This is a genomic window from uncultured Actinomyces sp. (assembly GCA_900541895.1).
Taxonomy (GTDB): domain Bacteria; phylum Actinomycetota; class Actinomycetes; order Actinomycetales; family Actinomycetaceae; genus Pauljensenia.
In genome coordinates this window covers 20,220-46,188 of the sequence record UWSI01000005.1, presented here as the reverse complement: position 1 = coordinate 46,188, position 25,969 = coordinate 20,220, and the positions used below count along the sequence as shown (strand labels likewise).

Here is a 25,969-nt window from a genome sequence, read left to right as displayed (position 1 = left end):
TTAGAACTCGCTTTCTTCCGCATTTGAGGAAATAGTTAACGGCCGAGCGGTTGAGGCGGCCAAAGCGCGCAAAACAGCGCTTGCCTTGTGGACGGTTTCTTCAGCCTCGCGAGCGGGGACAGAATCTGCAACGACTCCGGCTCCGGCCTGCACGATTGCCTGTCCGTCCTTGACGAATGCCGAACGGATGACGATGCAGGTATCAAGTTCTCCGTCGCCTCGAAGGTAACCAACAGCACCACCGTATGAACCGCGGCGTTTGCCTTCGTAGTTGCGAATGAGCTCTGCCGCACGAAGCTTTGGAGCGCCCGTCAGTGTACCCATGGTCATCGAGGCGCGGAAAGCGTCCAAGGGGTGCAGATCTTCTGCCAGAGTGCCGCTGACCTCAGATACCAGGTGCATGACTCGGGAATAACGGTCGACGCGCAAGAGCTGTTCAACGCGACGAGTTCCTCGTTGTGAAACGCGCGCGACATCGTTGCGTGCCAAGTCGACGAGCATAACGTGTTCGGCAACTTCCTTCGCATCCGAACGCAATTCAAGTTCCAAGCGGATGTCTAGTTCGTGATCGATGTTGCCGTCGGGGGCAAATCCTCGAGGGCGTGTCCCCGCGATCGGACGAATTGCAACCGTTCCGTCCTTTGCTGAATGAAGGAGCGAGGATTCCGGAGATGCTCCGAAAAGCTCGAAGTCGTCCGCGCCGATATAGAACATGTAAGGACTGGGATTCTCATCTCGCAAAAAGCGGTAGCTTCTCAGTGCATTCGGGCAATCCGCGATAAAACCGCGCGAGGGAACGACCTGGTAGATGTCGCCAGCAGCGATGTGCTCTTGCATGGTCGTAACCAGAGCCTCAAAGTCATCATCAGAGATGGTCGGGCGTGCAATAAGAGGCTGCGATGAAGGATCGATCTTCATTTCCGAGGCCGTGGGAGTCTCGGTCGACAGCGGGGCGTGGTCGATAGCCTGGGCAAGCGCATCGATTTGCCGCTCAAGAGAATCACGGTCGAGTGAGGCTCCGACAATGTTGGCGCTTTGCGAAGGATGGTCGACGACCAAGATGATTCGCGCAAGGAAGAACAGGTAATCAGGGCAGGAATTAAATCCCTGTTCGATATCGGGTAGGGATTCGTATGTTGCGAGGTAATCGAAAGAAACGGTTCCGGCGACCAAAGGCAGGTGCGGGTGATCGATGGGAGTATCGGTAAGAACTCGCAACGGCTCCATGGTTGCGCGCTCTTTCAAACGTGTTTCCTCATCGGCCTCGTCTTCGCGGAGGGAAGGGAGCTCAAAGAGAGCATGCGTGTCCTTCCGCTCGCGTAGAGCGTTCGGGAGAGCCTCGCAGACCTGATTGAGCGCGCTTTGGCCATCAACCGGATTGGTTGAGGTGACGCGTACGAAGTCTCCATCGCATTGAATCGACGCGGAAGTATCAAGAACCGCAATGGTGGTGAGGTGCTGCTTCGAAGCGATATCGGCGCTATCCAACAGGACAACTCGTGTGGGGTGGCCCGAGGCCGATTGGGGGACCAATCCCTTCTCGCACAGGTACGCCAAAAGCTTGCCGCCGTCTGGGTGGTAGCGCACCTCGCGCGAGATCACGTGGGGTGTGTCTGCGTGTGTCATTGTGTTCCTATCCCTTGCCCTCGGCGGGCCAACGCAACGAAAAAGGCCCGCCACATGAGCGAGCCTTGATCATTTCCAGGTACGTCAAAGGAGGCCCGCCCTTAGGGGAGCCACCACCACATCTGTGATGCTGAAGTACCAAACATGTTTTTCATACTAATGCGGGGTGCTCGGGGGCGCCAACGGTACCAGTAAGTGAGACATACGAAGTGAGTCGGATAGGGGAATCATCAAGAGCGGTGCCCGTAGATCGCGAGAACGAGATCTACGGGCACCAGAAGAAGGGAAGAAGAAGCGGCCTGGCTCAGCGTCGTTTGACTGCAGCAAGAAGGCCATCGCCAACGGGGAGCATCGCGGGAATGAACTCCTCAGAAGATCCCAGAACCTTTGCAATCTCGCGCATCATGACGGTTTGCTCATCGCGCTGCGCGGGATCAGCAACCTGGTCATGCCAGAGAGCGTGGACAATCACGATCAGTCCGCCGGGGCGGAGGACACGGAGCGCATGATCCAAATAATCGGGGATTTCAGCGTTGGGTGCATCGATCACCATCATGTCGTAACCGCGGGCAGCCATACGGGGTAGAACATCCAGCGCGCGACCGGCAATGAGGCGGGTGCGTTGGGAGGGAATCCCAGCTGCCGTAAAGGCGCGGCGTGCGTGCTTGTGAAATTCGACCTCTTGATCGATAGTGGTCAAAACTCCATCCGGAGACATACCTTGGAGCAGCCAGAGACCAGAAACGCCGGCACCCGTACCAATCTCCAGAACCGCTTTCGCGCCGCAGGTTGCAGCCAGAAGACGAAGGGCGGCGCCAACTCCGGTTGAGACAGGATCAGCACCCAAATCGGTGGCAGCCTCGCGAGCTTGCGCAAGAAGCTCGTTTTCTTCGACGAATTCTTCTGCGAAAACCCAACTCAAGGCTTTATCTGACGCCATCTTTTCCTCCGCACTCGTGTACCTATGTCTCATAGGTTACGCACAACCCTTGTCAACTTTATGACTACGCGCCATGGTGGCGGCGATTCCTTGAATTAAATGGTTTTGTTCAGGGGAGCGACACCCAGCGGGCGTCCCGCAAGTCCGCGCGAGGCGTGAGCAAGCTTTCCAGCGAGCTCTTGGAGGACCTGCGCAGCGGGACCTTCGTGTGTTGAAACAGGATCGCCAGCGTCGCCGCCTTCGCGTAGTGAAATGTCCAGCGGAACCTGTCCCAGAAGCGGAACCGAATAGCCGAGCTGAGCGCTCAAACGATCAGATACAGACTGGCCGCCACCGTGACCGAAGATCTCCAACTTGGAGCCGTCAGGCTGGGGGAGGTAGGACATGTTCTCGATGACACCGATGACCTTTTGATCAGTCTGGGTTGCAATGGAACCGGCGCGCTCAGCGACCTCGGCCGCAGCAATCTGCGGAGTTGTCACAACAAGAATTTCAGCATTGGGCAGGAGCTGTGCGATTGAAATTGCAACATCACCGGTGCCGGGAGGCATATCGATGAGTAGAATATCAAGGTCGCCCCAGAAAACATCTGCAAGGAATTGCTGAAGTGCGCGGTGGAGCATGGGGCCACGCCAAATGACGGGCTGGCCATCGGGGACGAACATGCCAATCGAAACGACCTTGACTCCTTCGGCTCCCAAAGGCGGAATAATCATTCCGTCAATGACCTGAGGATCATGGCTCACTCCCAGCATTCGAGGAATTGAGAAACCGTAGATGTCGGCATCCATCACGCCGACCTTGAGGCCTTGGCGAGCCAATGCAGCGGCAAGGTTTGCGGTCATTGAGGACTTGCCGACGCCGCCCTTTCCTGAGGTGACGGCAATGACGCGTGTCAGAGAATCGGGGCGTGCAAACAGAATTTCGCGCTCGGGGCGACCGCCGTTGAGCTTTTCGCGAAGAGCCTTTTTCTGCTCATCGTTCATGACATCCATGGTGACCTTGACATCCGTCACGCCATCAAGGGCGCTGAGAGCCTTATTCACGTCCTCTGAGATCGTTGTGCGCAGAGGGCACCCCGCTGTCGTCAGCAAGATCGTGACCGAAACCGTTGAGCCATCGATATTGATGGCATCGACCATATTGAGATCAGTAATTGGACGACGAATTTCGGGGTCGATAACAGTCGACAGGGCATCAAGAACGTTCTGCGAGGTCAAAGTCATGGTGTTAATCCTATGACCCAGCAACGGTTTGCGCAGACTGGTTTAGCTGTCGGCGTGAAGCGGAGTAGACAGATCCGCAGAATCTTCTGCTTGGTCCGTATTTGCCTGAGCGCTGAGCTGAGCAAATCGTTCGTCACGCTCTTCAAGCTCCTCGCGCAGATCGTTGAGCATATCGCGAAGTTCCGATCGGACGAAGTCGCGTGTTGCAACATCTTGCAGTGCAATGCGAAGAGCAGCAATTTCGCGGGTCAGATACTCGGTATCGGCAAGATTGCGTTCCGCGCGCTGACGGTCTTGTTCTGCTTGAACGCGGTCACGATCATCTTGGCGGTTCTGTGCAAGAAGGATCAGAGGCGCCGAATACGAAGCCTGGGTTGAGAAGGCGAGGTTCAGCAGAATAAAGGGATAGGGATCCCAGGCGTACTGTTCCGAAACCTTGTAAAGAAGGACATTCGCGACAATCCATGAGACGACGAAAATCGTCATGTAGAGAATAAACTTCGGCGAGCCCATGAAGCGGGCCGTGGCCTCGGCAAACTGGCCAAAACCATCGCCGGAGGAACGGCGGCGGAAAAGCTTAAACTTCCGCTCGGTGGGGGTATCAAGACGATCAGCCATCAATACTCCTTGCCATTACTCGGTCGGTCACATCATCATCCCAGTCGCGCCAGTCACGTGGCAGCAGCTCGTCCAAAACGTCATCAACGGAAACGGCGCCCAGAAGGTGTCCATCCTCATCGACAACGGGAAGAACTGTCAGGTTGTATGTCGCCAGCAGACGCGTCACAGTCGCGACGTGAGCGTCGGGGGAGAGCCTGTCGAGGTCGGTGTCCATGATGGTCCCCAAAAGTGTATTCGGGGGTTCGCGAAGTGCGCGCTGGAAATGGACAGCGCCCAAGTATTGGCCCGTCGGTGTTTCCAATGGGGGACGTGCGATGAATGTCGCTGCGGCCAAAGAAACCGGAAGATCGGAGCGCCGAATAGAAGCGAGCATCTGAGCGACAGTTGCATCGGGGGCTAAGATGACCGGTTCGGTAGTCATCAAGGAACCGGCTGTTGATTCTTTGTAGGCCATCAGTCGGCGAACGTCTGCAGCTTCATCGGGTTCCATCAAGGACAGCAGAGACTGTGCTGTTTCAACGGGAAGCTCAGACATGAGGTCGGCTGCATCGTCGGGCTGCATCGCGTCCAAAACGTCCGCAGCGCGCTTGGATTCCAGCTGAGAAACGATCGAGACACGGTCGTCTTCACCCAGCTCTTCCAGCACATCTGCAAGACGTGAGTCGGGGAGCTCCGTTGCGACGGCCAATTGTCGTTCTGCAGGAAGGTCGTGAAGGAAGTCTGCGAGGTCGGCAGCCTTCATGTCTTCCGTGTGTTGAATCAGGGCGGTAGCAGCTTGGTTCGAATCGGTCTTAAGCAGTGAAGAGACCTCATCGACGCGAACTGTCATGGTTGTTCCGCCGCGTTTGAAGCCCAAAGTTGTTGTGCGGACGCGCTGGACGTGCAGGGTGGAGATGATCCAGTCGCGAGGCCGGCGCTGCTGCATAGCGACGTCAAGGATCTTCACAGCGCCGCTTCCGTCATTCATTGTGACTTCACGATCGAAAAGCTCAGTGATGACAAGCGTTTCAACGGGGCGCTGGTTGAAGGAACGAATATTGAGCAGGCCGGTGGTGATGACGGAACCGGATTCAATCGCCGTCACGCGGGTGAAGGGCAGAAACACGCGTTTTCGAGGGCTGACCTCGACGACGAAGCCAATCACATTGGCGGTCGAATTCAGGCGAAATGTCACGACAACGTCGTGAATCACACCAACTTTCTCGCCCAATGGGTCAAAGACGGAGGTACCGGCAAGTTTGCCGATGTAGATTCGGCGTCCGGTTGTGCCGACGTTTATAGGTGCACTGCTCACTTGGCCAGTTTATCCCCAGAGCGAACTTCTTACCCGCCCACGCCAAGCAAGTTCTCGCTACGATGGCAGAATACGAAAGGGAAAAGTATGAGCGTACCTGTGAGCGGAACCCGGCGGACCCGTGGGGGCGGAAGCCTTCCTGACGGCACCGAAGTTGCCTCCTATGCTTCTTACGATCAGGCTTTGGCAGCGCTTGAGGTCTTGTCAAACAATGACTTTGAGGTTGAGAACGTCAGCGTGGTTGGTACCGACCTCTATTCGGTTGAGCGAATTATCGGGCGCGTGACCTGGGCTCGAGCGGTTTCCCAGGCAGTGATGAATGGTGCGCTGTGGGGTGCCATGATCGGTATCGTGCTCTCTGTCAATCAGGGAAACACGATGGTCTGGGTAGGTGCCTGCATGTTGGCGGGTGCCCTGATCACAGCCTGTCTAAGCACTGCAATGTTCTTGATCCGCCGCCGTCGAGGGGACTTTTATTCTCAGTCCCAGGTAGTCGCCGGTCGCTATGCGGTGATCATTTCGAAGGCTGCTGGTAGTGATCGCATTCGCGAAGCTTTCGATCTCCTGCAGAAGACCGAAGGTAATCAGATGCGTCCGCGTCGAGTTCGCACTGTTCGCGAAAGCACTGGTCCAACTGAGTATGGCTCACGTCCCGATGAGAAGCCTCGTTTTGGAGTGCGTTTGTCGCAACTGCCAGAAACTGACGCCAGCGCTACCGGCGCGGAGCATCGCGACGACGAAAGCTCGCAAACGGATCCTCAGAACTGACGTATATACGCGCGAAGTGGCCTCGTCCCGGCTGGGACGAGGCCACTTGTGCATTCAGGCTTATGCGCGCCCTTGAGCGCTGGCAATCCACGCCTCAACATCGGCAATGGTGCGCGGGATGTCTTCCGAGATTCGGGTGACGCTGCCATCAGCGTTCACTAAAACATCATCCTCAATGCGCACACCGATTCCGCGGAATTCCTCGGGGATTGCCATGTCATCGGCGCGGAAGTACAAACCGGGTTCGATGGTGAAGCACATTCCGGGCTCCAACAGCGCATCCTGGTACATTTCGCGACGCGCCTGAGCGCAGTCGTGAACATCCAGACCCAGGTGGTGGCTTGTGCCGTGAGGCATCCAGCGGCGGTGCTGCTGACCATTGGGAGAAAGCGATTCCTCTGCACTGACGGGCAGCAGGCCCCATTCTTCAAGGCGTGCGGCAATAACCTTCATAGCGGCATCGTGCACATCGCGGAAGCGGGTTCCGGGTTGATTGGCACGCTCAAGAGCGGCCTCGCAGGCATCCAAAACTGCCTGGTACACCTTCGCCTGAGTGGGGGAGAAGGTTCCATTGACGGGCAGAGTACGGGTGATATCTGCGGTGTAGAGCGAATCAACCTCAACGCCGGCATCAACCAAAACCAGGTCGCCATCGTTAACTGGACCGTCGTTGTCGATCCAGTGCAGAGTATTCGCGTGGTTGCCCGAGGCGGCGATGGTGTCGTAGCCCAAGCCGTTTCCTTCTTCGCGGGCTACCGCACCAAAGGCGCCCTCAATGACGCGTTCGCCGCGGCGGTGACCAACGGCTCGAGGAAGTGAACGAAGGATATCTTCAAATCCAGCCTTTGTGATCTCGACTGCGCGACGCAATTCAGAGATCTCAAATTCGTCCTTGCACAGGCGGATTTCTGAGAGGCGCTCTTCTAAAGCGTCATCAGTTTCGGCCGCGTCGCCACCAAAAGGCAGGCCTGCCTGCATGCGCACCTCGTTGACCATGGCTTCCACGGCCTCGTCGACGTTGCGAACCACGCGTAAACGGACGATTCCTGCGTCCTTGGCCAGAGCATCGCGAAGGGTATCGATGTGTTCGCAACGCAGACCGGTTTCGGTTGCAACTTCCTCGAGGGAAGGGCGGGCACCCACCCAGAACTCACCGTAGCGTGAGTCAGAGTAGAACTCTTGGGAAGAACGGGAGGTGCGAGGCTTGAAATACAGCACCGCCTCGTGACCGCCTTCTGGAAGGGGTTCAAGGACAATGACCGAATCGGGTTCGCGCTCTTGCCCAAGACCGGACAGGTGAGCGAAAGCCGAGTATGCGCGGAAACGGTAGGTGCAGTCGTTTGAGCGAACTTTGTAGGTCCCTGCGGGGATAACCAGTCGTTCACCGGTGAAAGGTTCTCCGGCTGCAGTTGCGCGAGCGGGAAGGTAGTCGGCAACGGCCGATCGAGTAATACCCGGATCGGGACGTGGCCCCCAATGGGAGCCCATGAATTCTCGGAATGCATCTGAGGATGGGCGGCGCGAGCGATTATTCACGCGCTCAGCCAAAGAATCGGGTGCTTCCTCCGCGGAGGTTGTTTCAGTCGTAGTCATAGAGTCATGGTCTCACTTTCCCCGTGCGGCGTGCTACGCGGACCGTATTCTAAATACATGACGAGGATCGATCTTCATACACACAGTGCGTACTCGGACGGTACCGATACTCCCGCCGAACTCATGGAGAAAGCGCGTCAGGCGCATGTGGATGTCGTGGGGCTGACTGACCACGACACCTACGCTGGCTGGGACGAGGCCGCAGCCTGCGTTGAGCGAACTGGGGTGTCCTTAGTGCGCGGGGTCGAGTTGTCCTGCGCGCGTGAGGGGATCACTGTTCATCTTCTGGGATACCTTCCCGATCCCGCGAACGAGGCCCTGCTCGCAGTGCAGCGTCGTGCAACTGAGTCGCGTCTCACGCGTGCGCAAAAAATTGTTGAACGCCTCGCAGAGGATTACCCAATCACGTGGGAGCAGGTGCGCGCTCTTGCTCCTGAGGATGGACCGGTTGGGCGTCCGCATATTGCTGATGCCCTGGTTGAAATAGGCGCTTTTCCTGATCGCAGTGCCGTTTTTACGCAGACTCTGCATCCTTCCAGTAAGTATTACGTCATGCACTGGGCGCCTGACCCCGTCGATGCTGTAGAGCTGGTTCGAGCCGCCGGGGGAATCCCTGTGCTGGCTCATCCGCACGCGCGGGCTCGCCAAAGGCTTCTGCCAGAGGAAGTCATTGATATGATGAAGGACGCGGGCCTGTTCGGGATTGAGCGCGATCATCGTGATCATGCCGAAGAGGATCGAGCCGATGTGGAGCGGATCGCACGCCGTTTGAAGCTGGAAGTATTTGGTTCCTCCGACTATCACGGCTTAGGAAAGCCGAATCAACTTGGTGAAAACCTAACGGATCAGTCGGTGCTGAACAAACTTGAAGAGGAAGCGTTTTTAGAGGTCCTGCACCCATGAGTATCGGTTCTGTTGTGGACATTACGGTCTTGTTGACGACTTTTGCGACTTTGATCGTCATTTTGGACCCTATGGGCTTGATGCCTGTCTTCTTGGGCTTGACCTCCAAGCTGTCACGCACGACTCAGCGTAAAGCGGCTTTTCAGGCCTCGCTGGTGTCTTTCGGAGTCATCCTTGCTTTCGCGTTCCTTGGGCAGCAGATTTTGCGCGCACTCCATATTTCAATGGAATCTTTGAAACTTTCCGGTGGCGTACTGCTGTTCTTGGTTGCAATGGAATTGTTGACCTCCAGCGACATGGAGCAGCCGGATACCGGTGATGACGCAGTGAACGTTGCATTGGTTCCGCTGGGGATTCCACTGCTCGCGGGCCCGGGTGCGATTGTTGCTGTGATGGTCTCGATGGCACAGGCTCACACAGTTGGTTCCATTGTTGGCGTTGTTGGTGCAGTGGTTGCAACCCACGTGGTGATTTGGCTGTCAATGCGTTTTGCTTTGGAGCTCTCACGGTTCCTGGGAACGGGTGGCATTATGTTGCTCACGAAGATTTCCGGTGTGCTTTTGGCCGCTATTGCAACAGAACTGGTCATGGGGGGCGTTTTCGACTTTATTAAGAACGCTGGAATCGTTCACTAGTCAGGTTGGCAGTCCGTCGTCTTTTTTATCTCGCCCCGCTTTGCGGGGCTACAGTAGGCTTATTCCAGTGCTACCGGTAGTGCTGAGTCAATCGCAAGGAGAGATTTTATGAGCCTGTCCCTAGAGGAACAGCTGAAGTCCCAGGTACGCGCCGTGTCCGGGCGTCCAGAACGCGTCTCGACTGAAATGGAAGCGTGGCAGGGCCTTTCGGCGGCAATCATTGATCATATTGCTGATCGCTGGCATGCAACTGAGCGCAGCTACTCAGTGGGTCGTATGGAACACTACTTCTCCGCAGAGTTCCTCATGGGACGCGCGTTGCTCAATAACCTTTCCAACCTTGGAATGGTTGACGAGGCGCGCGAGGCTTTGGCTGCACTCGGCAAGGATCTGTCCGTGGTTCTGGAAGAAGAACCCGATGCCGCTTTGGGTAATGGTGGTCTTGGCCGTCTGGCAGCGTGCTTCCTTGATTCTTGCGCAACCTTGGATCTTCCCGTTGCCGGTTATGGCATCTTGTACCGCTACGGGCTTTTCAAGCAGCTCTTCGACAACGGTTTCCAGACCGAGCACCCTGATCCCTGGATGGAAGAGGGCTACCCCTTCGTCATTCGTCGCGAAGAAGAACAGCGCATTGTTCGTTACGCGGATCTGACCGTTCGCGCGATTCCTTATGACATGCCGATTACCGGTTATGGCACCCAGAACGTCAATACTTTGCGTCTGTGGAAGGCCGAGCCCATGGAAGAGTTCGACTACGACGCCTTCAATTCGCAGCGCTTTACCGATGCGATTGTCGACCGCGAGCGCACCATGGATATCTCCCGTGTTCTTTACCCGAATGACACGACCTTTGAAGGTAAGGTTCTGCGTGTTCGCCAGCAGTACTTCTTCTGCTCTGCGTCGCTGCAGGCCATTGTTGATAACTACGTTGCTGAGCACGGTTCGGACCTGCGCGGTTTTGCAGAGTACAACGCCATCCAGCTCAATGACACTCACCCTGTTCTTGCGATTCCTGAGCTCATGCGCATCCTGATGGATGAGCATGGCCTGGGTTGGGAAGATGCGTGGGATGTTGTCTCGCGTACCTTTGCTTACACAAACCACACAGTTTTGGCTGAGGCGCTTGAGACCTGGGATATCCACATCTTTGATCGCCTCTTCCCGCGCATTTCCGAAATCGTCCGAGAGATCGACCGTCGCTTCCGCATTGACATGTCCGAGCGTGGTGTTGATGGCGCGACTATTGACTACATGGCTCCCGTCGCCGGTAACACGGTCCGCATGGCCTGGATCGCCTGCTACGCCTCGTACTCGATCAATGGTGTGGCCGCGCTGCACACTGAAATTATTAAGCGTGAGACGCTCAAAGAGTGGTACGCGATTTGGCCTGAGCGCTTCAACAATAAGACCAATGGCGTGACTCCGCGTCGTTGGCTCAAGCAGTGCAACCCCCGCTTGGCAACCCTTCTGGATGAAGTGACCGGCTCGGATCGCTGGGTGACCGACCTTGATGCGCTTTCTGAGTATACGGGTGCGGGTAACTCGGAGCTTTATTCTCGTCTGGCTCAGATTAAGCATGCGAATAAGGTTGACTTTGCTGCATGGATCAAGGACCGCGAGGGCGTCGAGATCGACCCAGATGCAATTTACGACGTCCAGATCAAGCGTCTGCACGAGTACAAGCGTCAGCTGCTCAATGCGTTCTACGTCTTGGATCTGTACTTCCGTATGAAGGACAATCCGGCTTTGGATGTCCCCAAGCGAGTGTTCATCTTTGGTGCGAAGGCCGCTCCCGGCTACATTCGTGCGAAGGCGATTATTAAGCTGATTAACACCATTGCCGATCTGGTCAACAATGATCCGGATATCAATGGCCGTATCAAGGTTGTTTTCGTTCACAACTACAATGTTTCGCCCGCCGAGCACATCATTCCCGCCGCGGATATTTCTGAGCAGATTTCGATGGCCGGTAAGGAGGCTTCCGGTACCTCGAACATGAAGTTCATGATGAACGGTGCGCTGACCTTGGGAACCTTGGATGGTGCGAACGTTGAGATTCTCGAGGCCGTGGGTGAGGAGAACGCTTATATCTTCGGCGCGACCGATGATGAGCTTCCCGAACTTCGTCGCCACTACGATCCTCGTTGGCACTATGAGAACGTGCCTGGTCTCAAGCGCGTGATTGATGCTTTGACCGATGGCACCTTGGATGACTCCAACTCCGGTTGGTTCCATGATCTGCGTTGGTCGCTTCTGGAATCGGGATACGAGCCCGCTGACGTCTACTACGTCTTGGGCGACTTCGCCTCTTACCGTGAGACGAAGGACCGTATGGCACAGGATTACCGCGATCAGGAAGCTTGGTCGCGCAAGGCCTGGATCAATATCACGGGTTCCGGTCGTTTCTCCTCTGATCGAACCATCAGTGACTACGCTCGCGAGGTCTGGCACATCAACGCCGAACCGATTGCGTGAATGCGTAAAATGCGGCCTTTCAAAGGCTGAATGCATGGCTTAATGCCGTAACGCCCCGTTGGGATTTCCCAACGGGGCGTTTGCTGTTGTTCGTCTTCTGAGCAAACTGTATTACTGTGTTGACACAGTTTCGATAGTGTGGCACTGTATTAGTGTATTAATACAGATAGACAGGAGGGACACATCGATGCGCATCGATGACACCCGTCCAATCTGGATCCAATTAGCTGATTCGTTTCGCGGTCGTATTACCGACGGTACGTGGAAACCTGGCGAAAAGATCCCCTCCGTGCGTGATCTCGCGATCGAGGCAGGCACCAATCCCAATACCGTTCAGCGAGCTCTGAGTGCACTTGACGAAGAAGGGTTGACGGTCCCGAAGCGGACCGCAGGACGCTTTGTTGCAACTGATGAGAGCGCTCTGCATGCTCTGCGGACGAACGACGCGCATCTCGCGGTAGATGCTTACATTCGCGCATGTCGTTCACTGGGAATCGATCTGGAAGGTGCTCAGGCTCTGATTGATCAACGTTGGGATACCACGGAGAAGTAGCCAAGGAGGAAAACTCATGACCACACAAACTGAGCGGTCGAGGTGTGCGGGGCAGGGCCTCGTTCACGTCGAGCACCTCACGAAGCGTTACCGGAAAACACCGGCTCTACGGGACTATTCGCTGTCACTGGATGCCGGGCACATCGTCGGTCTGATGGGCCCCAATGGATGCGGCAAGACCACGCTGCTCAAGATTCTCGCCGGAGTCCTCTCTGACTATGAGGGAACCGTGAGCATCGACGGGCACGCGCCCGGCGTTGCCACCAAAGAGATCGTTTCCTACTTGCCCGACGCAGACTTCCTCAACGCCGAGTGGACCGCGGCCGATGCTATCCGCGTCTACTCCACGTTCTTCGCTGACTTCGACGCCGAAAAGGCTGCCTCGATGGTTGACTTTTTCGGATTGCCCACCGACCGACGCCTCGAGGAGATGAGCAAGGGCATGGGGGAGAAGCTTCAAATCAGCCTCGTCATGTCCCGGCGTGCCCGCGTGTTTCTGCTCGACGAACCCATTAGTGGCGTCGACCCTGCCACGCGCGATGTGATCCTCGAGGGCATCCTGCGCGAGTTCGATCCCACGTCCCTGCTCATCATGTCCACCCACCTCATCTCCGACATCGAGCACTTCGTCGACTATGCGCTCTTCATGAAGGACGGACAGGTCCTTCTACAAGGAGACGCCGACGACCTGCGGGCCACCCACGGCGATTCCCTCGACGCCATCTTCCGGAAGGAGTACCGCTGATGTTCACCAAGCTGCTTGCCTACGAGATCCGCTCGCGTTACCGCACGGACGCCCGCTCCTTCGGGGCGTTCATCGTTACTATTGCCGTCGCGTCGGGAATCGTCGCCGCCGCATAGCCGGGGATCAGCGGCTCCACCGCTGTCCTCGCCTACGCCCTGTGTGCGCTCACGCCGGTCGCCTGCGCGATCGCGGCGATGGCCGACTACTGGAAGACCCTGTACGGTCAGCGCGGCTACTTCACGATGAGCCTGCCGATCTCCGGAAGGGTGATCTTCTGGGCGAAGAACACGCGCATCGCGATCGAGTGCCTCCTGGCTCTGTCTCTGGCCGTCGGTGGAATTATCGCCGTCGCTTCGGCTGCCGCGTGGAGCGACGGCATTAGCCTCGCCGAGTACACGGCCGGGCCTCGTTCCCTCGTCGCCGGAGTTCCGACCTCCACCGTCGTCATCATGATTGTGGTGCAGGTGATCCTGTCGCTGTCCTGGATCGTGCAGGGCAGCGCCGTCATGTCCATCGGTGCTCAAGGGTGCTTCAACCACCTCGGATTTGGTGCCCCCATCATCGGTTTCGTCCTCGTGTACGTTGCCGACCAGGTGCTGTCCATGGTCGCTACGTTCTTCCTCCCGCTGTCTGTCACGACTGATGGACACTTCAGCACCGAGATCATGTGGACCTCGTACCGCGCGACGATGGGTACCGATGGCCAACCGAACGTCATCGGCATCGCCTCCTACATCCTTGTGCCCCTTTTTGCGCTATTCCTAGCAGTGTGGGCTTCGCGCTCGATTGAAAAGCGAACCTCCTTGCGTTAATAAGAGCTGGTCAATAAGCGGTATGCCGCCCGGGACGCATTAACGTGCATCCCGGGCGCAGCTGTATTCTTTGAGAGTTATCTGCTTGTGTGACAGGGAAACTCATGCTCTTCGCGACTTTTATTTCATCTTTCGTTCAGTTGGGAATTTCTCTGCTGATTCCAGTGATTTGGTGGGCGGTGACAACTAAACGTCGCCTGGAATTTGCGACCTGGATTGGTCTTTATGTTCCGATGTGGAAAGTCGGTCCTGTTCAGCGTGTTTCGCAGAAGCAACTGGGCATCGCCTTAGCGTGCTGGGTCGCTGTATCGCTGGCATCTCTGCGGATTGCAAGTCCGGTATGGGGCGCTCTGGCGACCTCGCGATTTATCGGCGCCGGACTTCTTGCAGTCGTCCCGATCCTTCTCTATGCCTTTATTCAGACCGGCTTGGCTGAGGAACTATTCTTCCGTGGTTTCTTAGCTAAGCGTTTATGTGCGTCCTTTGGTTTTTCCCGCGGAAACGCCATTCAAGCCATCGTGTTTGGTCTTCTTCACGTGCTGTTGTTTATCAACTATCTCCCCGTATCAAGCCTTGTTGCCATCACTGTTCTTTCTGGAATCAACGGCTGGGTTATGGGGTGGTTGAACGAACAGGCGGCCGGAGGTTCTGTGGTTCCCAGTTGGATGCTGCACTCTTTAGCAAATCTCCTGGTCGCTCTGGGGAGTGCGTTTAATCTTCTGTAGTTTTGAAGTGGACTACTCCGGGAATCCAATACCCTCAAAGGGCAGGTTTAATAAAAACGTATAAACTATGTTTTATTAGAAGCTGTTGCTCAGGCGCTTGATTCAGTCGCCGAGCCCCACGAAAGGGATCTCATGATCGAGCCTAATTCCAACCTGCCCGAATTCGAACTTCGTGATGTTTCCGCTGAAAAAGCACAGGAGCCTGCTCAGTCCGGTGGTTGCGGCTGCGGTTGTGATCATGGAGCTCAACTTCCGCGCTTGGATGCACGTCCCTTCCCGCCTCGCCTGCGTCACCCCGCAATCCTAGGTGCCGTTTCTTCTTTGAACGTCGGCGAGGCCATGGAGCTGGTTGCGCCTCACGTGCCCACGCCGCTTCTCAACCAGATCGACATGACTCTTGAAGGCGATTTTTCCTACGAACTGGTCGCCGTCAGCGATGAAGGTGCGATCGTTAAGATCACCCGCGTTGGCTGATCAGGAGATATAGACTGCTCACCTTGAGAGATTGAATAACTCTTACTGCGCTAAGTGTGTGCCCCGTACCGATTGGTACGGGGCACACACTTAGACGCTCTGCCTGCTTATGGGTGTCACTCTTCGCTACCCTTACGGCGGCGCACCCGCTTTCGCGGTGCGGGGGAGTGCTCACCTCGGCCTCGGCCCTTGGTTCCGCGATCGGAACGTCCCTGCTTTCCGGAATTCAACGTCTGATCTCCGTCCTTGCGGGTACGACGTCGGGTGCGGGTCCGTTCGCCAGAAGTTGAACGTTCTCCGCGTCCTCCCGAGCGGCCAGAGGAACGACCACCCCGGCCTCGGCCTCGGCCACCACGCGAGGAACCGCCCAAGTCCTCAATCTTTTCGGCGCTAAGCCCCTCGCGCGTACGCTGTGCGCGCGGAAGACGTCCTGTAACGTCCTCGGGAATATCCAAATCCGTGTACAGGTGCGGCGAGGTGTGGTAAGTCTCCAGAGGCTCTGGAACTCCCAAGCCCAGCGCCTTCGAAATCAACGACCAACGCGGGACATCGTCCCAATCGACGAAGGTCACAGCTGTACCGGAATTCCCCGCGCGACCGGTACGGCCAATGCGGTGAATGTAGACCTTCTCGTCTTCGGGGCACTGGTAGTTGATGACGTGAGTGACATCGTCAACGTCGATGCCTCGCGCGGCAACATCTGTTGCGACCAAAACATCGACCTTGCCATTGCGGAAGGCACGCAGGGCCTGCTCACGCGCCCCCTGACCGAGGTCGCCGTGAAGGGCAGCAACCGCGAAACCGCGCTCACTGAGTTCGTCGGCAACGCGCGCGGCCGCACGCTTGGTACGACAGAAAATCACAGCGCGACCGCGGCCTCGTGCCTGCAAGATGCGCGCAACGATCTCGGTCTTGTTCATGGCGTGAGCGCGGTAAATCACCTGCTGGACCGTGTTGACGGTCTGACCCTGATCGTCGGGATCCTGCGCGCGGATGTGGGTCGGCTGGGTCATGAACTTGCGAGCCAGCGTGATCACAGGTCCGGGCATGGTCGCCGAGAAAAGCATCATGTGGCGGTCCGCGGGAATGCGTGAGAGCAAGGTTTCCACGTCGGGGAGGAAACCGAGGTCAAGCATCTCGTCGGCCTCGTCAAGGACAACATTTTCCACGCCGTTCAGGTGCAGAACGCCTTGGCGGAGCAAATCGATCAAACGCCCCGGGGTGCCGACAACGATATCCGCGCCTCGCTTGAGTGCTTCAATCTGCGGTTCAAAAGCAACGCCGCCGTAGATGTCAACAATGCGCGTTGAGAGCTTAGAAGCCGCTGCACGCAGATCATCGGCCACCTGCTTGGTGAGCTCGCGGGTTGGCAAAATAATGAGTGCCTGCGGCATATTCGGGTTGAGAAGGTCTTCGTAGCCTTCTTCATCCGGAGCAATGACATCTTCCAGTACGGGGATGCCGAATCCCAGAGTCTTACCGGTACCGGTCTTGGCCTGGCCAATAATGTCGTGGCGATCCAGTGCGACGGGAAGAGTCAGTGCCTGGATTGGGAAGGGGTGGGTGATGCCTCGTTCTTCAAGCGCATCAACAATGGGGTCACTGACCCCGAAATCAGCGAAAGACTTCGCTTCGAAAGTTTCATTTCCCGAGTTCGTAATATCGGGGGTGGTTTCATCTTCTTGGGTCGAAGGGGCTTTGATTGAGCCCAAACGTACGACGCCAGCAGAGTAGTCAGACGGTGAAGTCACGATCAACCTGTTCTGGGAAAAACCCGTTGGAAATTGCAGCCGATCGCGGTTCTTCTTCAAGGGGCGTAGGTGCCCGGGCAAAATATCTCACGTGCGATCGGTCAGCACTGTCATTTGTATTCTACGAGGTTGACGCGGATCGCTCGAGGAGGAACCCGTCACGTTTATCTGATGTAGTGTTAGTGCATGGAACGCACCTATGAATCTGTGCCGGATCGCGACGCTGACGTTGTCGGTCTGATCGCGTATTCGATTTTGGCCGCAATGACACGCTTGGCAAAGGACAGTGACCAGGCGCCGACTTTCGAGGCGAAGGTCGAGCATGCGCGTATGGCCACTCGAGTTTTTGATACCTACACCCAGGTTGAAACGTGGTGTCAGCATCGCGGTGTTGACTTAGCTGTGAAGGCTCAAGCTTTTGATGGACTCTATGACGATCTGGATGCGCGTACTCGACCGACGACCTGGTACGAGCGCACGGTCAAAACCTATGTGACCTTGGGAATCTTGGGTGGCCTGCTGCGTGAGATTGCGTCGCGTAAAAACCTTTTCGCGGGGGCGAAGTGGGATCTTGAGCAGGGGGAGTGGGAGCGTCAGAATTTGGCTCCGATTTTCGAGGCCGATGAGCAGCTTGCTGCGCGCCTGTCTTTGTGGGCGAGAAGGGTTGCTGGAGAGGTTTTGGGATTGGTGCGCTCAACCCTGTTCATGCACCCTGAGTTATCAGATTCTCCCGAAGATGCAGATGCTATTGCTCAGGCGTTGAGTGTTGAGCATGCAGAGCGTATGAAAGGAATCCACCTGCGCGGTTAGACGCAGGTGGATCAATGTCAGCTCATTCGGCTTACTTCTAGTGAATTGCAAAGCCGACGCGGTGCGTCTGCGGGGCAGTCACGCGCACGTAGGAAATCGCCTGGGCGGGAACGAGTGTTTTCTCTCCCTTGGTGTCCGTAAGGATCAGGGGAGTCTGCTCGCGTAGGGAATTGGTGACTTGGGCGAAGAGTTCGTCTTCGCTGAGGTCCAGCTCGAGGTCGAGTTCGCGCGGGCTGGCGTTGATACCGATCGTGATGTTCACTGCGACTCCCAGATGTTGTGGATCGAATGGTCTTCTGTGTCCCCATAGTACGTGCAGACGGGGGAGCGGGCCTGCTATTTCTGCGAGGGCGTAATTGTGGAGGCAGTTGAAGCGTCGTCGCGGTTTAGTCTCTAAGTGGTTAGCATGTAGGGTTGTGTTGAAAATAGTGCGAGAAGCGGTAGCTATCGGGTTGTGTTGACGAGTTGTTTTGTGTTCTGGCGGTAAAGCTTAAAGTTGAATCTACTCGAAAGGTGAACGATGTCTTTTCCTCCTTATCCTCAGGAAATGCCCGTTGAGGGGGTTTATTCGACTGTTCCTCCTCAAGGACAATTTGGAGTAGCAACTGTAGTTAAACCCTTATCTCCCCTTGCTATCACCGCACTCGTGTTGGGAATTATTTCTCTTCTCCTGTCCTGGATTCCGATTCTTCACAATCTAATTTTCATTCTGGCCCTTATTGCTACAGTCGTGGCGATTCTTGCTGTCGTTCAGACACGCCCGGATATGACTCACCGTGGCTCCGGTATAGCAATCACCTCACTGGTGATTTCGATTCTTGCCATTGTTGTTGTTTTTGGAAGCCAAGCTATGTATCCGAAGGCTAATGGTAAGGCCTTCGGGGCACCTTTTGTATCGTCTCGAGCTTCCAAAGGTGCGGCTACCTCGGATGTTGTTCAGCTGGAGAACGGTAAAGTCACGATTGAGGTGAAGAAGGTCGAGGAGTCGGTAGATGACCAGGAAGGTGAGCCAACGGTCGCTGTGACATTAAAGATCACAAATAATGACACAAGTAGTTTGAATCCTTTTGCATACTATGTTGAGGTATCCCAAAACAAGGCTGCGCTCGATAGTGCAGTTTATTCCGATAATCTAATGCCTGAAGGATACGAGCCTTTCGCGGACTTGGAAGAGCTCCCAGCTGGTAAAAGCATGACCCTTGTGAAAGGGTATGTTCTTCGCGATGCAGCTGCTCCAGTTACGCTGATGATTGACAGCACTGTCCCTTCAACGAAGGCATTCAAAAAGGAATATTCACTTCAGTAAAGGGTTAATCTCCCACCTTGAGTAGGACTGCCAGAATGTGCCCCCGAAGCCTCCGCTTCGGGGGCACATTTTTCTCAATTTCGATGTGAAGCCAAAAGTTGGCTCCAAATGCCGGTGGCCTCTGTCAGAATCACTATATGAACAACACACCGGTGCGTATCACGGTTGGCTCTGAATTCTCAGGGCTACCGGAACTCAGCGACCATCAGCGCTTGCTGCTTAAGCAGATTACTGAAGGTGATGCTGTACTTCGCGGTGCGCCCGGAAGCGGGAAGACGACTCTTCTTCTTGCTGCTGTTGCTGAACTTGTACGCAACGACCATTCGTTTTTAGTTCTCACTCCGGATCGTTTGCGTGCCGATCAATTAATGCCTGCGGTACAAGCGCTTGCTCCCAATGCAGTGCGCCCGGTTCGAACCCCCATTGGGTGGGCCTATTCAATCGTGTCGCAGTGGCGAAATACGCGTGATCAACCGCTGGGTGATGTTGAGCTCCTGACGGGCGCAAACATGGATCGCATGGTCTCTCAACTGTTAGAAGAAACTGCGATTCAGTGGCCCGAAGAGCTTTCAGACACCATCCGTTCACTTCCGGCATTTCGGATGGAACTACGTGATCTCATTGATACTGCTGCAGAGTCTGGGACCACTGCTGAGCATCTCGAGCAGCTCGGTCGCATCCGTGGAATGAAGCAGTGGGTGAGCCTTGCACCCCTGCTCAGGAAATGGAACGACCTTCCGCAGCTGGGGGTGGAGTTCCGAGGAACCATGTTGGCGCACGGGGCTGGATTGGGAAGGCAAGCTGCCCAGCTCCTTGCCCAATGGGATGATCGTGCGCAGTCCGTCGGAGTGCGGATTTTTGCCCCGATTCCACAGTATCTTCTGATCGATGACCTACAGGACTGCACCCCCTCGCTGCTGAAGCTACTTCATGTCGCGCATCAATTGGGAAGTCGTATCATTGCTTTCTCGAATCCGGATCTCTCAGTAACCTCATACAAGCGTGGTTATGCCCATATGGATCTCGATCTGGCCAGAATCCTCGATATCCAAATTGAAGATTGCGGGGCTGGCTACGTCGGTACTCCTCAGCTTCATGCGTTGACCCTTTCGCTTGCCTCACGCATTACACAAAGCGGACCCGCCGGAAGAAGAAATGCCGCATTTGCTGGTGACTCTGAAAGACGACTCGGTGAGCAAGGGATATTCATCCACAACTGTGCCAGCCTTGCACAGATGGGGGCGGCTCTGGGATATCAGCTGCGCTCCCATTATCTGCGTGACAACATTCCTTGGTCTCAGCAGATAGTGATTGTTCGCTCGCAATCTCTCATTCAGCAGGCCAGAAGGGCTCTCAAACGTAGCAAAATTCCCCTGGCTGGAGGGCAACAAGCCTTTAATTTTGCATCCAATTCAATGACCAGTGCGTTGCTGAAAACCTTAATTCCGAATGACGACAATGGCGTGGGAGTGATCGATCGCTGGCTACGTTCAGATCTGATCTCGATCGATGCTCTGCATGTGAGTTCGCTCCTTCACAACTATGTGTGGGCGCATAGCGATCAGAAGCTGGCACAGGGGCGCGTTCAGCACCTCAGTACAGAGACGATCTCTCGTATTCTTCAGGACCCTTCTCTTGTCTCACAGAACGTGGAAAAGGAACTGCGCAAGCTTCTTAAGGCCTCGACGCTATGGAAAGAAGTAGAAACCCTCAGCCCTCAAAAAGCGCTCTGGGAAGCATGGGCGACGGCAGATGTAGCGGAGGAACTGAGCAAACGGGCATTAGCGCACGACTCGGATTCAGATTATTTTGACGATGTCTTAGATTCGGTGATTGCGCTGTTTAGAGTCGCGGATATCTGGCAACAAAGAAATCCGCAGAGAACCGCCGCAGAGTTTGCGCGTGAGCTCCTCGAATCCGATGTAGTGACCGACACCATCGCTGCAACCGCATATCGCCACGAAGGGATCCAGGTTCTCACTCCAGAACAGGCGATTGGGCGGCATTGGGACGTCGTTGCAATTTATGGGCTTCAGGATGGCAGCTGGCCTGATCTCCGGCTTCGACAGCGTCTGCTGCGCGCCGATCTTCTTGGGGAGATCACACGTAGTACGGACCCTGCACAAGAGGTCATTGATGACCCTCGAATCCAACGTCGGGCAGTTTTAGACGATGAACTTCGGCGCCTTCTTGCTGCCGTTTCACGAACGAATCTGGCACTGCACATCGGAGTTGTTTCCAATGAAGATCAAGCACCATCGCAATTTGTTGAACTCGTTGCACAAGGAGCGGGGATCGAGATCCCCGAAGACGGTTTTCCCATTGAAGACGTCCCACCCGCGTTAGACCTTTCTGGTCATATCTCCAGACTGAGGTATCTTGCCGCGCAGGAGAATGGCTCCCAAACACCCGAGCTTGCTACCCGTCTGCTTGCAATTCTTGCCAGATGCGGAGTCGCCAGCGCAATTCCCAGCAATTGGATTGGAGCCGGAGGGATCAGCTCCGATAGCCCGATCTATGACCAACAGCGTGTCGCCGTGAGCCCCTCCAGTTTTGATAGCGCACGTCAATGTATTCTTCGCTGGTTCTTTGCTTCCAATAGCGGCACGTCGATGCCGACGCAGAGTGCAGCAGATGGAACGTTAATCCACAGCCTGGCCGAGCGCTTCCCATGCGGGCCTCGCAGTGCTGTTATGGATGCACTCGAAGAAGAGATTCGCGCAATGGGTGTGGATGAAGGACAAGCCGCAAGCAAAATCCACATGGACCACCTTCGAGAGATGGCATCTGCACTCGGCGAATATCTTGAGCAATCTAGTCAAATGGGGAACTGTGCAGATCCGAACGGAAATGTTCAAGTTGAAGTGCCATTCGATGTTCCAATCTCTTCAGTTCACATCCGCGGAAGAATTGACCGAATGGAATTGGAAGGCCAAGGCGTTCGGATTATTGACTTCAAGACCGGGAAGAAGGGAAATAAAACCGGCGCGAAAAAGGACCCGGACCACCCGCAGCTCGCTCTCTATCAACTCGCAGTCGAACAACTGGGTTATGAAGTTTTAGGAGCAGAGCTCAAATATCTTGGTTACGGTGATGTCCGGACCATCTCGCAAGACCCCTTAGACCCGGAAACAAGGGCGGATTGGATCAGCCAGCTTGATGAGATCGGGCAGAAAATGAAAGGCCCATCTTTTATTGCGACGCCCTCTGATGAAGCATGCCAATACTGCGAGTTCGCCCGTTCCTGCCCAGCTCGTGAGCAAGGAAAGAGGAGTGTGGAATGAGCATCGATAGTACACAGCTCAGTGTTGATGAAATTCTGCGTTTGGCCACCCCTAGAAGTCGCCAGTATTTCCCCCCAACGGATGAGCAGCGTGCCGTAATTGAAGCACCTCTTGAGCCCCTGCTTGTCGTTGCGGGAGCGGGCGCAGGGAAGACAACTACCATGTCACAGCGTGTGCTCTACATGGTTGCCCATCATGGAATCGAGCCGGAGCGAATTCTTGGCTTGACCTTTACACGAAAAGCAGCGGGGGAGCTGGGCCTCAAAATACGACAAGACCTCGGGGTCTTGGCATCAAATCTTGGCCGTAGCTTCCAGGGCGATCCAACGGCATTGACCTATAACTCTTTCGCCGCTCGAATCCTTGGCGAGTACGGCGCAACAATTGGGGTAGATCCCGATTCGCGCTTGATTGGACAGGCGCAGCAGGTTCAGATTCTTACCGAGATCGTCCAAAACTGGAGGGGAGAATATCCCGAAGAAGATGGACGATACAAACCGACATCATCAATTGTTGCCGCGGTACTTGCATTAAGCGGTCATATCGCGGAACAAAATATGACTCTTGAGCAGGGAACAAAAGCCCTCCGTGCATTTAGCGAAGAGCTGGAAGAAATCGCTCAATCTGCAGGAAAAGATCCAACTGGTTCCCTCAAATCCATGATTACCGTCAATGCCAATAGGATTTTGCTCCTTGATATGGCACGGGTATTCGAAGACTACAAACGCAGTCACGGTCTGATTGATTTTTCAGATCAGCTTCTTCTTGCAACACGAATCGTTACGGAGAATGCTGCAGTTGTCCGTCAGGTGCGCTCCGACTATCAAGCTGTCCTTCTCGACGAATTCCAAGATACATCGGTCATCCAGATGGCCTTCCTCTCCACTCTATTTGCAGATCATCCAACGACCGCAGTCGGTGATCCCAGCCAAGCAATTTACGGTTGGAGAGGTGCTTCGGCATCCGCGCTCAGTAACTTCTTGACCGCATTTTCAAGCCGGCATGAGGCAAACCAACTCACCCTATCTACCGCGTGGAGAAACGACCACGCGATCCTTCAGGCAGCAAATGCGGTTGCTCGTCCGCTGCGAGGCCTTCCCAGAATCGGGCAAGAAAACGGCTCAGGAAGCACCTCCATTAAGGTTCCCCAGGTCAAACCTCCAGTTCTTGGGCCAAGGCCTCAAGCAGGAGAAGGGAAAGTCAGCGCAAGCTATCCGCTGACCTACCAGGAAGAACTTGAGCATGTCGTCGAATTTATCCGACAGCATCGCATCCAAGACGAAAAAGGGAAGTGGAACACCTGCGCTGTGTTGTGTCGTAGGCGTGCAGATTTTCCTGCGATTGAACGTGCACTCAAAGACGCAAATATCCCGGTTCAAGTTGTCGGTTTAGGAGGCCTCTTAGACCAGCCCTCGGTCAGTGATGTTCGAGCCGCCCTTGAGCTCGCTTCAGATCCGACGAATGCCCCAGCCCTTATGCGCCTTGTCACCGCGATGGATATTGGCGCGGCGGACCTTCTGGTTCTTCACCAATATGCAAAATACCGGGCTCGACAGGGAACGCAGGCTGAAGAGGAACATCCGGATGTTTTCCTTATGGATGCCATCGATCAGCTTCCGCCTGTGGGATGGCATGCGCCTTCAGGAGGCCCGTCATTTACCGTCGTCGCACATGAACGACTTTCGCTTCTTGCACGCCGACTTGAAATTATTCGTCAAGGAACCGGTAGGCCACTCGATGAACAAATCGAGCGTGCAATGTCCATCCTTGGGCTCAGAGAAGCCATCATGTCCGACCCCCTGGGTGACGGGGGAATGGAAATGCTCGATGCATTCGTTGATATCGCGGCTGACTACGAAGCGCAGGTCGCAGGGGCTGATCTCTCCGGATTCCTGACATGGCTGGCGGTCGCAGAGGAAGAAGAAAAAGGACTCCCAATCCCTACCAGCGCCACTCGGGCCGATGCCGTCCAATTGCTGACGATTCACTCTGCAAAGGGTTTGGAATGGGATTCGGTCGTGGTCTTTGGCCTACAAGATTCGCGCTTCCCTAACCACAGTGCCTCTCCAAGAGACTGGAAGCAGGATCCTCCGGGGGCAAAAGAATGGTTTAACTCGCTTTCAGAGTTGCCCTACCCCGTGCGCAGAGATTATTCGGATCTTCCCCAGATCGTCCCTGAAGAGTACGGGCAAACCGGAATAGCAGAATATTTTGATCTGCTCGCATCTGAAGCAACAAGTTCGCGGACCACAGCGATGAGCATCTTCAACAACCATATGCAGGGAAAGTCCGGCAAGGAAACAAATAAAGAGAGCATCCACTATCGCCAAGGAATTCACCACGAATGCGAAGAACGGCGTTTGGCTTATGTCGCATGGACTCGAGCGCGACACGATCTACTCCTGTGTGGTTCTTGGTTTGACTCAGGAAGCCTGAAACCGCGCGATCCATCCCGCTATCTCATGGAAACAGTGAACGCACTCGATCTAGACGCTCAACAGGTCGCCGCGCGACCTGACGAAGACTGGGAATCTGAACAGCTTATCGAGGTCGATACTCGACTGCGACAGTATCCAATCCTTCCAGGACGTTCACGCCAGCTGGTCATTGAAAGCGCTGCACGCGTTCAAGCACTCATAGATCAGAGTGAAGGTGACCCAGATGTCTTGGATGCCAGCGACAATCCCTTGGTTCACGACACCCAGCTACTGCTTGAAGAACGAGAAAAGACTCTTCATTCGGCGCTTGATATTCGCATTGATCGCGTTCGTGCCACCGGGATCTCAGACTTGATTGGGAAGGCAGATACGTGGATTAACAATATCCGTAGGCCTTTGCCCGTTGAACCCCAATCAAGTTCCGTGCTCGGCACGATCTTCCACAAATGGGTTGAAAAAGAACTTCACCTCAGTACCGGTGAACTGTGGGATGAACCCGTGGAAGGCAGCGAAGCACTGGAAGCTTCTGATCAACAATTGCTTGCTCAGATGCAAGAAAACTTCCATTTGCTAGACCTAGAACAGCTTGAACCCATTGCGATCGAAGAGCCCTTTGCGCTTACCCTCGCGGGAATATCTATTCAAGGAAGAATCGACGCGGTATTTAAAGATGCCAACGGCACATACATCGTCATTGACTGGAAGACATCGCACCTTCCTGGGAAGAACACGCCGCTTTCGACGTGGGAATACTACGCGCGTCAGCTTCAGCTCTACCGCATCGCCTGGGCGCAGCGCGAAGGTCTCTCTCCCAGTGAAGTGCAAGCGCGAGTGTGTTTCCTCAGGGGTCCTATTAGCTACAGCATCGAAGACATCGTGACTCAAACCGGTGCGCCCGTCGATCAGCTTGAATCCCAGCTCACCCATGCACTCACCGAACTCCAGAAGAAAAATCCCAGCTAGCACTGACGGACAGTGAAGGAAGGATGG

General features: G+C 55.3%; 20 protein-coding genes and 1 pseudogene. 13 read left to right on the top strand and 8 right to left on the bottom strand.

Features of this window, described 5'->3' with window-relative positions; all coding sequences use genetic code 11:
- From QZR18_RS02695 to QZR18_RS02675, 5 genes are all read right to left on the bottom strand, one after another.
- Positions 1 to 1,626: an anthranilate synthase component 1 gene (locus QZR18_RS02695; protein WP_178704540.1), complete on the bottom strand. Its 1,626-nt coding sequence runs from the start codon at positions 1,624 to 1,626 to the stop codon at positions 1 to 3.
- A 304-nt stretch (positions 1,627 to 1,930) separates the two neighbouring features.
- On the bottom strand, positions 1,931 to 2,566 hold the full coding sequence (locus QZR18_RS02690) for an O-methyltransferase (protein ID WP_019127244.1): 636 nt from the start codon (positions 2,564 to 2,566) through the stop codon (positions 1,931 to 1,933).
- A gap of 95 nt (positions 2,567 to 2,661) precedes the next feature.
- The gene (locus tag QZR18_RS02685) at positions 2,662 to 3,792 is read right to left on the bottom strand and encodes an Mrp/NBP35 family ATP-binding protein (RefSeq protein ID WP_178703712.1); all 1,131 of its coding nucleotides are present in this window, start codon (positions 3,790 to 3,792) and stop codon (positions 2,662 to 2,664) included.
- Between the two features lie 42 nt (positions 3,793 to 3,834).
- Positions 3,835 to 4,410 carry a DUF1003 domain-containing protein gene (locus tag QZR18_RS02680; protein ID WP_178703714.1) on the bottom strand — a complete coding sequence of 192 codons (576 nt, stop codon included), beginning with the start codon at positions 4,408 to 4,410 and terminating at the stop codon, positions 3,835 to 3,837.
- Positions 4,403 to 5,707, bottom strand: coding sequence for a magnesium transporter MgtE N-terminal domain-containing protein (locus QZR18_RS02675; RefSeq protein ID WP_178703717.1), 1,305 nt, complete (start codon positions 5,705 to 5,707; stop codon positions 4,403 to 4,405). The genes QZR18_RS02680 and QZR18_RS02675 overlap by 8 nt, the downstream gene beginning before the upstream one ends.
- An 87-nt stretch (positions 5,708 to 5,794) precedes the next feature.
- Between QZR18_RS02675 and QZR18_RS02670 the strand changes: the two genes are divergently transcribed.
- The gene (locus QZR18_RS02670) at positions 5,795 to 6,475 is read left to right on the top strand and encodes a general stress protein (RefSeq protein WP_295910261.1); all 681 of its coding nucleotides are present in this window, start codon (positions 5,795 to 5,797) and stop codon (positions 6,473 to 6,475) included.
- A 60-nt stretch (positions 6,476 to 6,535) separates the two neighbouring features.
- Here the strand turns inward: QZR18_RS02670 and QZR18_RS02665 are convergent, their stop codons facing one another.
- Positions 6,536 to 8,068, bottom strand: a complete 1,533-nt coding sequence (locus QZR18_RS02665) for an aminopeptidase P family protein (protein WP_178703720.1) — start codon at positions 8,066 to 8,068, stop codon at positions 6,536 to 6,538.
- Positions 8,069 to 8,125: 57 nt separating this feature from the next.
- Here QZR18_RS02665 and QZR18_RS02660 point away from each other — a divergent pair, with 57 nt between their 5' ends.
- The 8 genes and pseudogenes from QZR18_RS02660 (at position 8,126) to QZR18_RS02625 (ending at position 15,390) form a co-directional block, all read left to right on the top strand.
- Positions 8,126 to 8,971, top strand: coding sequence for a PHP domain-containing protein (locus tag QZR18_RS02660; RefSeq protein WP_178703723.1), 846 nt, complete (start codon positions 8,126 to 8,128; stop codon positions 8,969 to 8,971).
- Positions 8,968 to 9,606, top strand: a complete 639-nt coding sequence (locus QZR18_RS02655; RefSeq protein WP_178703726.1) for a MarC family protein — start codon at positions 8,968 to 8,970, stop codon at positions 9,604 to 9,606. Before QZR18_RS02660 ends, QZR18_RS02655 begins: the two co-directional genes overlap by 4 nt.
- Positions 9,607 to 9,714: 108 nt before the next feature.
- A complete protein-coding gene (locus QZR18_RS02650; protein ID WP_178703728.1) occupies positions 9,715 to 12,081 on the top strand; it encodes a glycogen/starch/alpha-glucan phosphorylase in 2,367 nt (788 codons plus the stop codon).
- 187 nt (positions 12,082 to 12,268) lie between these two features.
- Entirely contained in the window at positions 12,269 to 12,634 is a 366-nt protein-coding gene (locus QZR18_RS02645) for a GntR family transcriptional regulator (protein WP_178703731.1), read from the top strand.
- Positions 12,635 to 12,650: 16 nt separating this feature from the next.
- Entirely contained in the window at positions 12,651 to 13,379 is a 729-nt protein-coding gene (locus QZR18_RS02640) for an ABC transporter ATP-binding protein (protein ID WP_178703734.1), read from the top strand.
- Positions 13,379 to 14,191, top strand: a pseudogene (locus QZR18_RS02635) (hypothetical protein). The gene QZR18_RS02640 and the pseudogene QZR18_RS02635 overlap by 1 nt, the downstream one beginning before the upstream one ends.
- A 104-nt stretch (positions 14,192 to 14,295) precedes the next feature.
- Positions 14,296 to 14,916 carry a CPBP family intramembrane glutamic endopeptidase gene (locus tag QZR18_RS02630; RefSeq protein ID WP_291459091.1) on the top strand — a complete coding sequence of 207 codons (621 nt, stop codon included), beginning with the start codon at positions 14,296 to 14,298 and terminating at the stop codon, positions 14,914 to 14,916.
- Between the two features lie 132 nt (positions 14,917 to 15,048).
- Complete coding sequence (locus tag QZR18_RS02625; protein WP_178705410.1) at positions 15,049 to 15,390, top strand: DUF2249 domain-containing protein; 342 nt, start codon at positions 15,049 to 15,051, stop codon at positions 15,388 to 15,390.
- Positions 15,391 to 15,506: 116 nt separating this feature from the next.
- Here the strand turns inward: QZR18_RS02625 and QZR18_RS02620 are convergent, their stop codons facing one another.
- Positions 15,507 to 17,141 (bottom strand): DEAD/DEAH box helicase, encoded by a 1,635-nt coding sequence (locus tag QZR18_RS02620; protein ID WP_295910254.1) that lies wholly within the window; start codon positions 17,139 to 17,141, stop codon positions 15,507 to 15,509.
- A 186-nt stretch (positions 17,142 to 17,327) separates the two neighbouring features.
- On the opposite strand from QZR18_RS02620, the gene QZR18_RS02615 reads away from it, so the two are divergent.
- Positions 17,328 to 17,951, top strand: a complete 624-nt coding sequence (locus QZR18_RS02615) for a ferritin-like fold-containing protein (protein ID WP_178705404.1) — start codon at positions 17,328 to 17,330, stop codon at positions 17,949 to 17,951.
- A gap of 37 nt (positions 17,952 to 17,988) precedes the next feature.
- Here the strand turns inward: QZR18_RS02615 and QZR18_RS02610 are convergent, their stop codons facing one another.
- Complete coding sequence (locus QZR18_RS02610) at positions 17,989 to 18,213, bottom strand: DUF3107 domain-containing protein (protein WP_178705401.1); 225 nt, start codon at positions 18,211 to 18,213, stop codon at positions 17,989 to 17,991.
- Positions 18,214 to 18,471: 258 nt separating this feature from the next.
- Between QZR18_RS02610 and QZR18_RS02605 the strand changes: the two genes are divergently transcribed.
- The 3 genes from QZR18_RS02605 (at position 18,472) to QZR18_RS02595 (ending at position 25,942) form a co-directional block, all read left to right on the top strand.
- Positions 18,472 to 19,257 carry a DUF5067 domain-containing protein gene (locus QZR18_RS02605; RefSeq protein ID WP_178705398.1) on the top strand — a complete coding sequence of 262 codons (786 nt, stop codon included), beginning with the start codon at positions 18,472 to 18,474 and terminating at the stop codon, positions 19,255 to 19,257.
- Positions 19,258 to 19,394: 137 nt separating this feature from the next.
- Entirely contained in the window at positions 19,395 to 22,541 is a 3,147-nt protein-coding gene (locus tag QZR18_RS02600; RefSeq protein ID WP_178705395.1) for a PD-(D/E)XK nuclease family protein, read from the top strand.
- The gene (locus tag QZR18_RS02595) at positions 22,538 to 25,942 is read left to right on the top strand and encodes an ATP-dependent DNA helicase (RefSeq protein ID WP_178705392.1); all 3,405 of its coding nucleotides are present in this window, start codon (positions 22,538 to 22,540) and stop codon (positions 25,940 to 25,942) included. The genes QZR18_RS02600 and QZR18_RS02595 overlap by 4 nt, the downstream gene beginning before the upstream one ends.
- Positions 25,943 to 25,969: the final 27 nt, after the last annotated feature.

Bases quoted from the DNA above. Each gene is read 5' to 3' on its own strand.
- QZR18_RS02695 (WP_178704540.1), bottom strand. From the start codon at position 1,626: ATGACACACGCAGACACACCCCACGTGATCTCGCGCGAGGTGCGCTAC.
- QZR18_RS02690 (WP_019127244.1), bottom strand. From the start codon at position 2,566: ATGGCGTCAGATAAAGCCTTGAGTTGGGTTTTCGCAGAAGAATTCGTC.
- QZR18_RS02685 (WP_178703712.1), bottom strand. From the start codon at position 3,792: ATGACTTTGACCTCGCAGAACGTTCTTGATGCCCTGTCGACTGTTATC.
- QZR18_RS02680 (WP_178703714.1), bottom strand. From the start codon at position 4,410: ATGGCTGATCGTCTTGATACCCCCACCGAGCGGAAGTTTAAGCTTTTC.
- QZR18_RS02670 (WP_295910261.1), top strand. From the start codon at position 5,795: ATGAGCGTACCTGTGAGCGGAACCCGGCGGACCCGTGGGGGCGGAAGC.
- QZR18_RS02665 (WP_178703720.1), bottom strand. From the start codon at position 8,068: ATGACTACGACTGAAACAACCTCCGCGGAGGAAGCACCCGATTCTTTG.
- QZR18_RS02660 (WP_178703723.1), top strand. From the start codon at position 8,126: ATGACGAGGATCGATCTTCATACACACAGTGCGTACTCGGACGGTACC.
- QZR18_RS02655 (WP_178703726.1), top strand. From the start codon at position 8,968: ATGAGTATCGGTTCTGTTGTGGACATTACGGTCTTGTTGACGACTTTT.
- QZR18_RS02650 (WP_178703728.1), top strand. From the start codon at position 9,715: ATGAGCCTGTCCCTAGAGGAACAGCTGAAGTCCCAGGTACGCGCCGTG.
- QZR18_RS02645 (WP_178703731.1), top strand. From the start codon at position 12,269: ATGCGCATCGATGACACCCGTCCAATCTGGATCCAATTAGCTGATTCG.
- QZR18_RS02640 (WP_178703734.1), top strand. From the start codon at position 12,651: ATGACCACACAAACTGAGCGGTCGAGGTGTGCGGGGCAGGGCCTCGTT.
- QZR18_RS02630 (WP_291459091.1), top strand. From the start codon at position 14,296: ATGCTCTTCGCGACTTTTATTTCATCTTTCGTTCAGTTGGGAATTTCT.
- QZR18_RS02625 (WP_178705410.1), top strand. From the start codon at position 15,049: ATGATCGAGCCTAATTCCAACCTGCCCGAATTCGAACTTCGTGATGTT.
- QZR18_RS02615 (WP_178705404.1), top strand. From the start codon at position 17,328: ATGGAACGCACCTATGAATCTGTGCCGGATCGCGACGCTGACGTTGTC.
- QZR18_RS02605 (WP_178705398.1), top strand. From the start codon at position 18,472: ATGTCTTTTCCTCCTTATCCTCAGGAAATGCCCGTTGAGGGGGTTTAT.
- QZR18_RS02600 (WP_178705395.1), top strand. From the start codon at position 19,395: ATGAACAACACACCGGTGCGTATCACGGTTGGCTCTGAATTCTCAGGG.
- QZR18_RS02595 (WP_178705392.1), top strand. From the start codon at position 22,538: ATGAGCATCGATAGTACACAGCTCAGTGTTGATGAAATTCTGCGTTTG.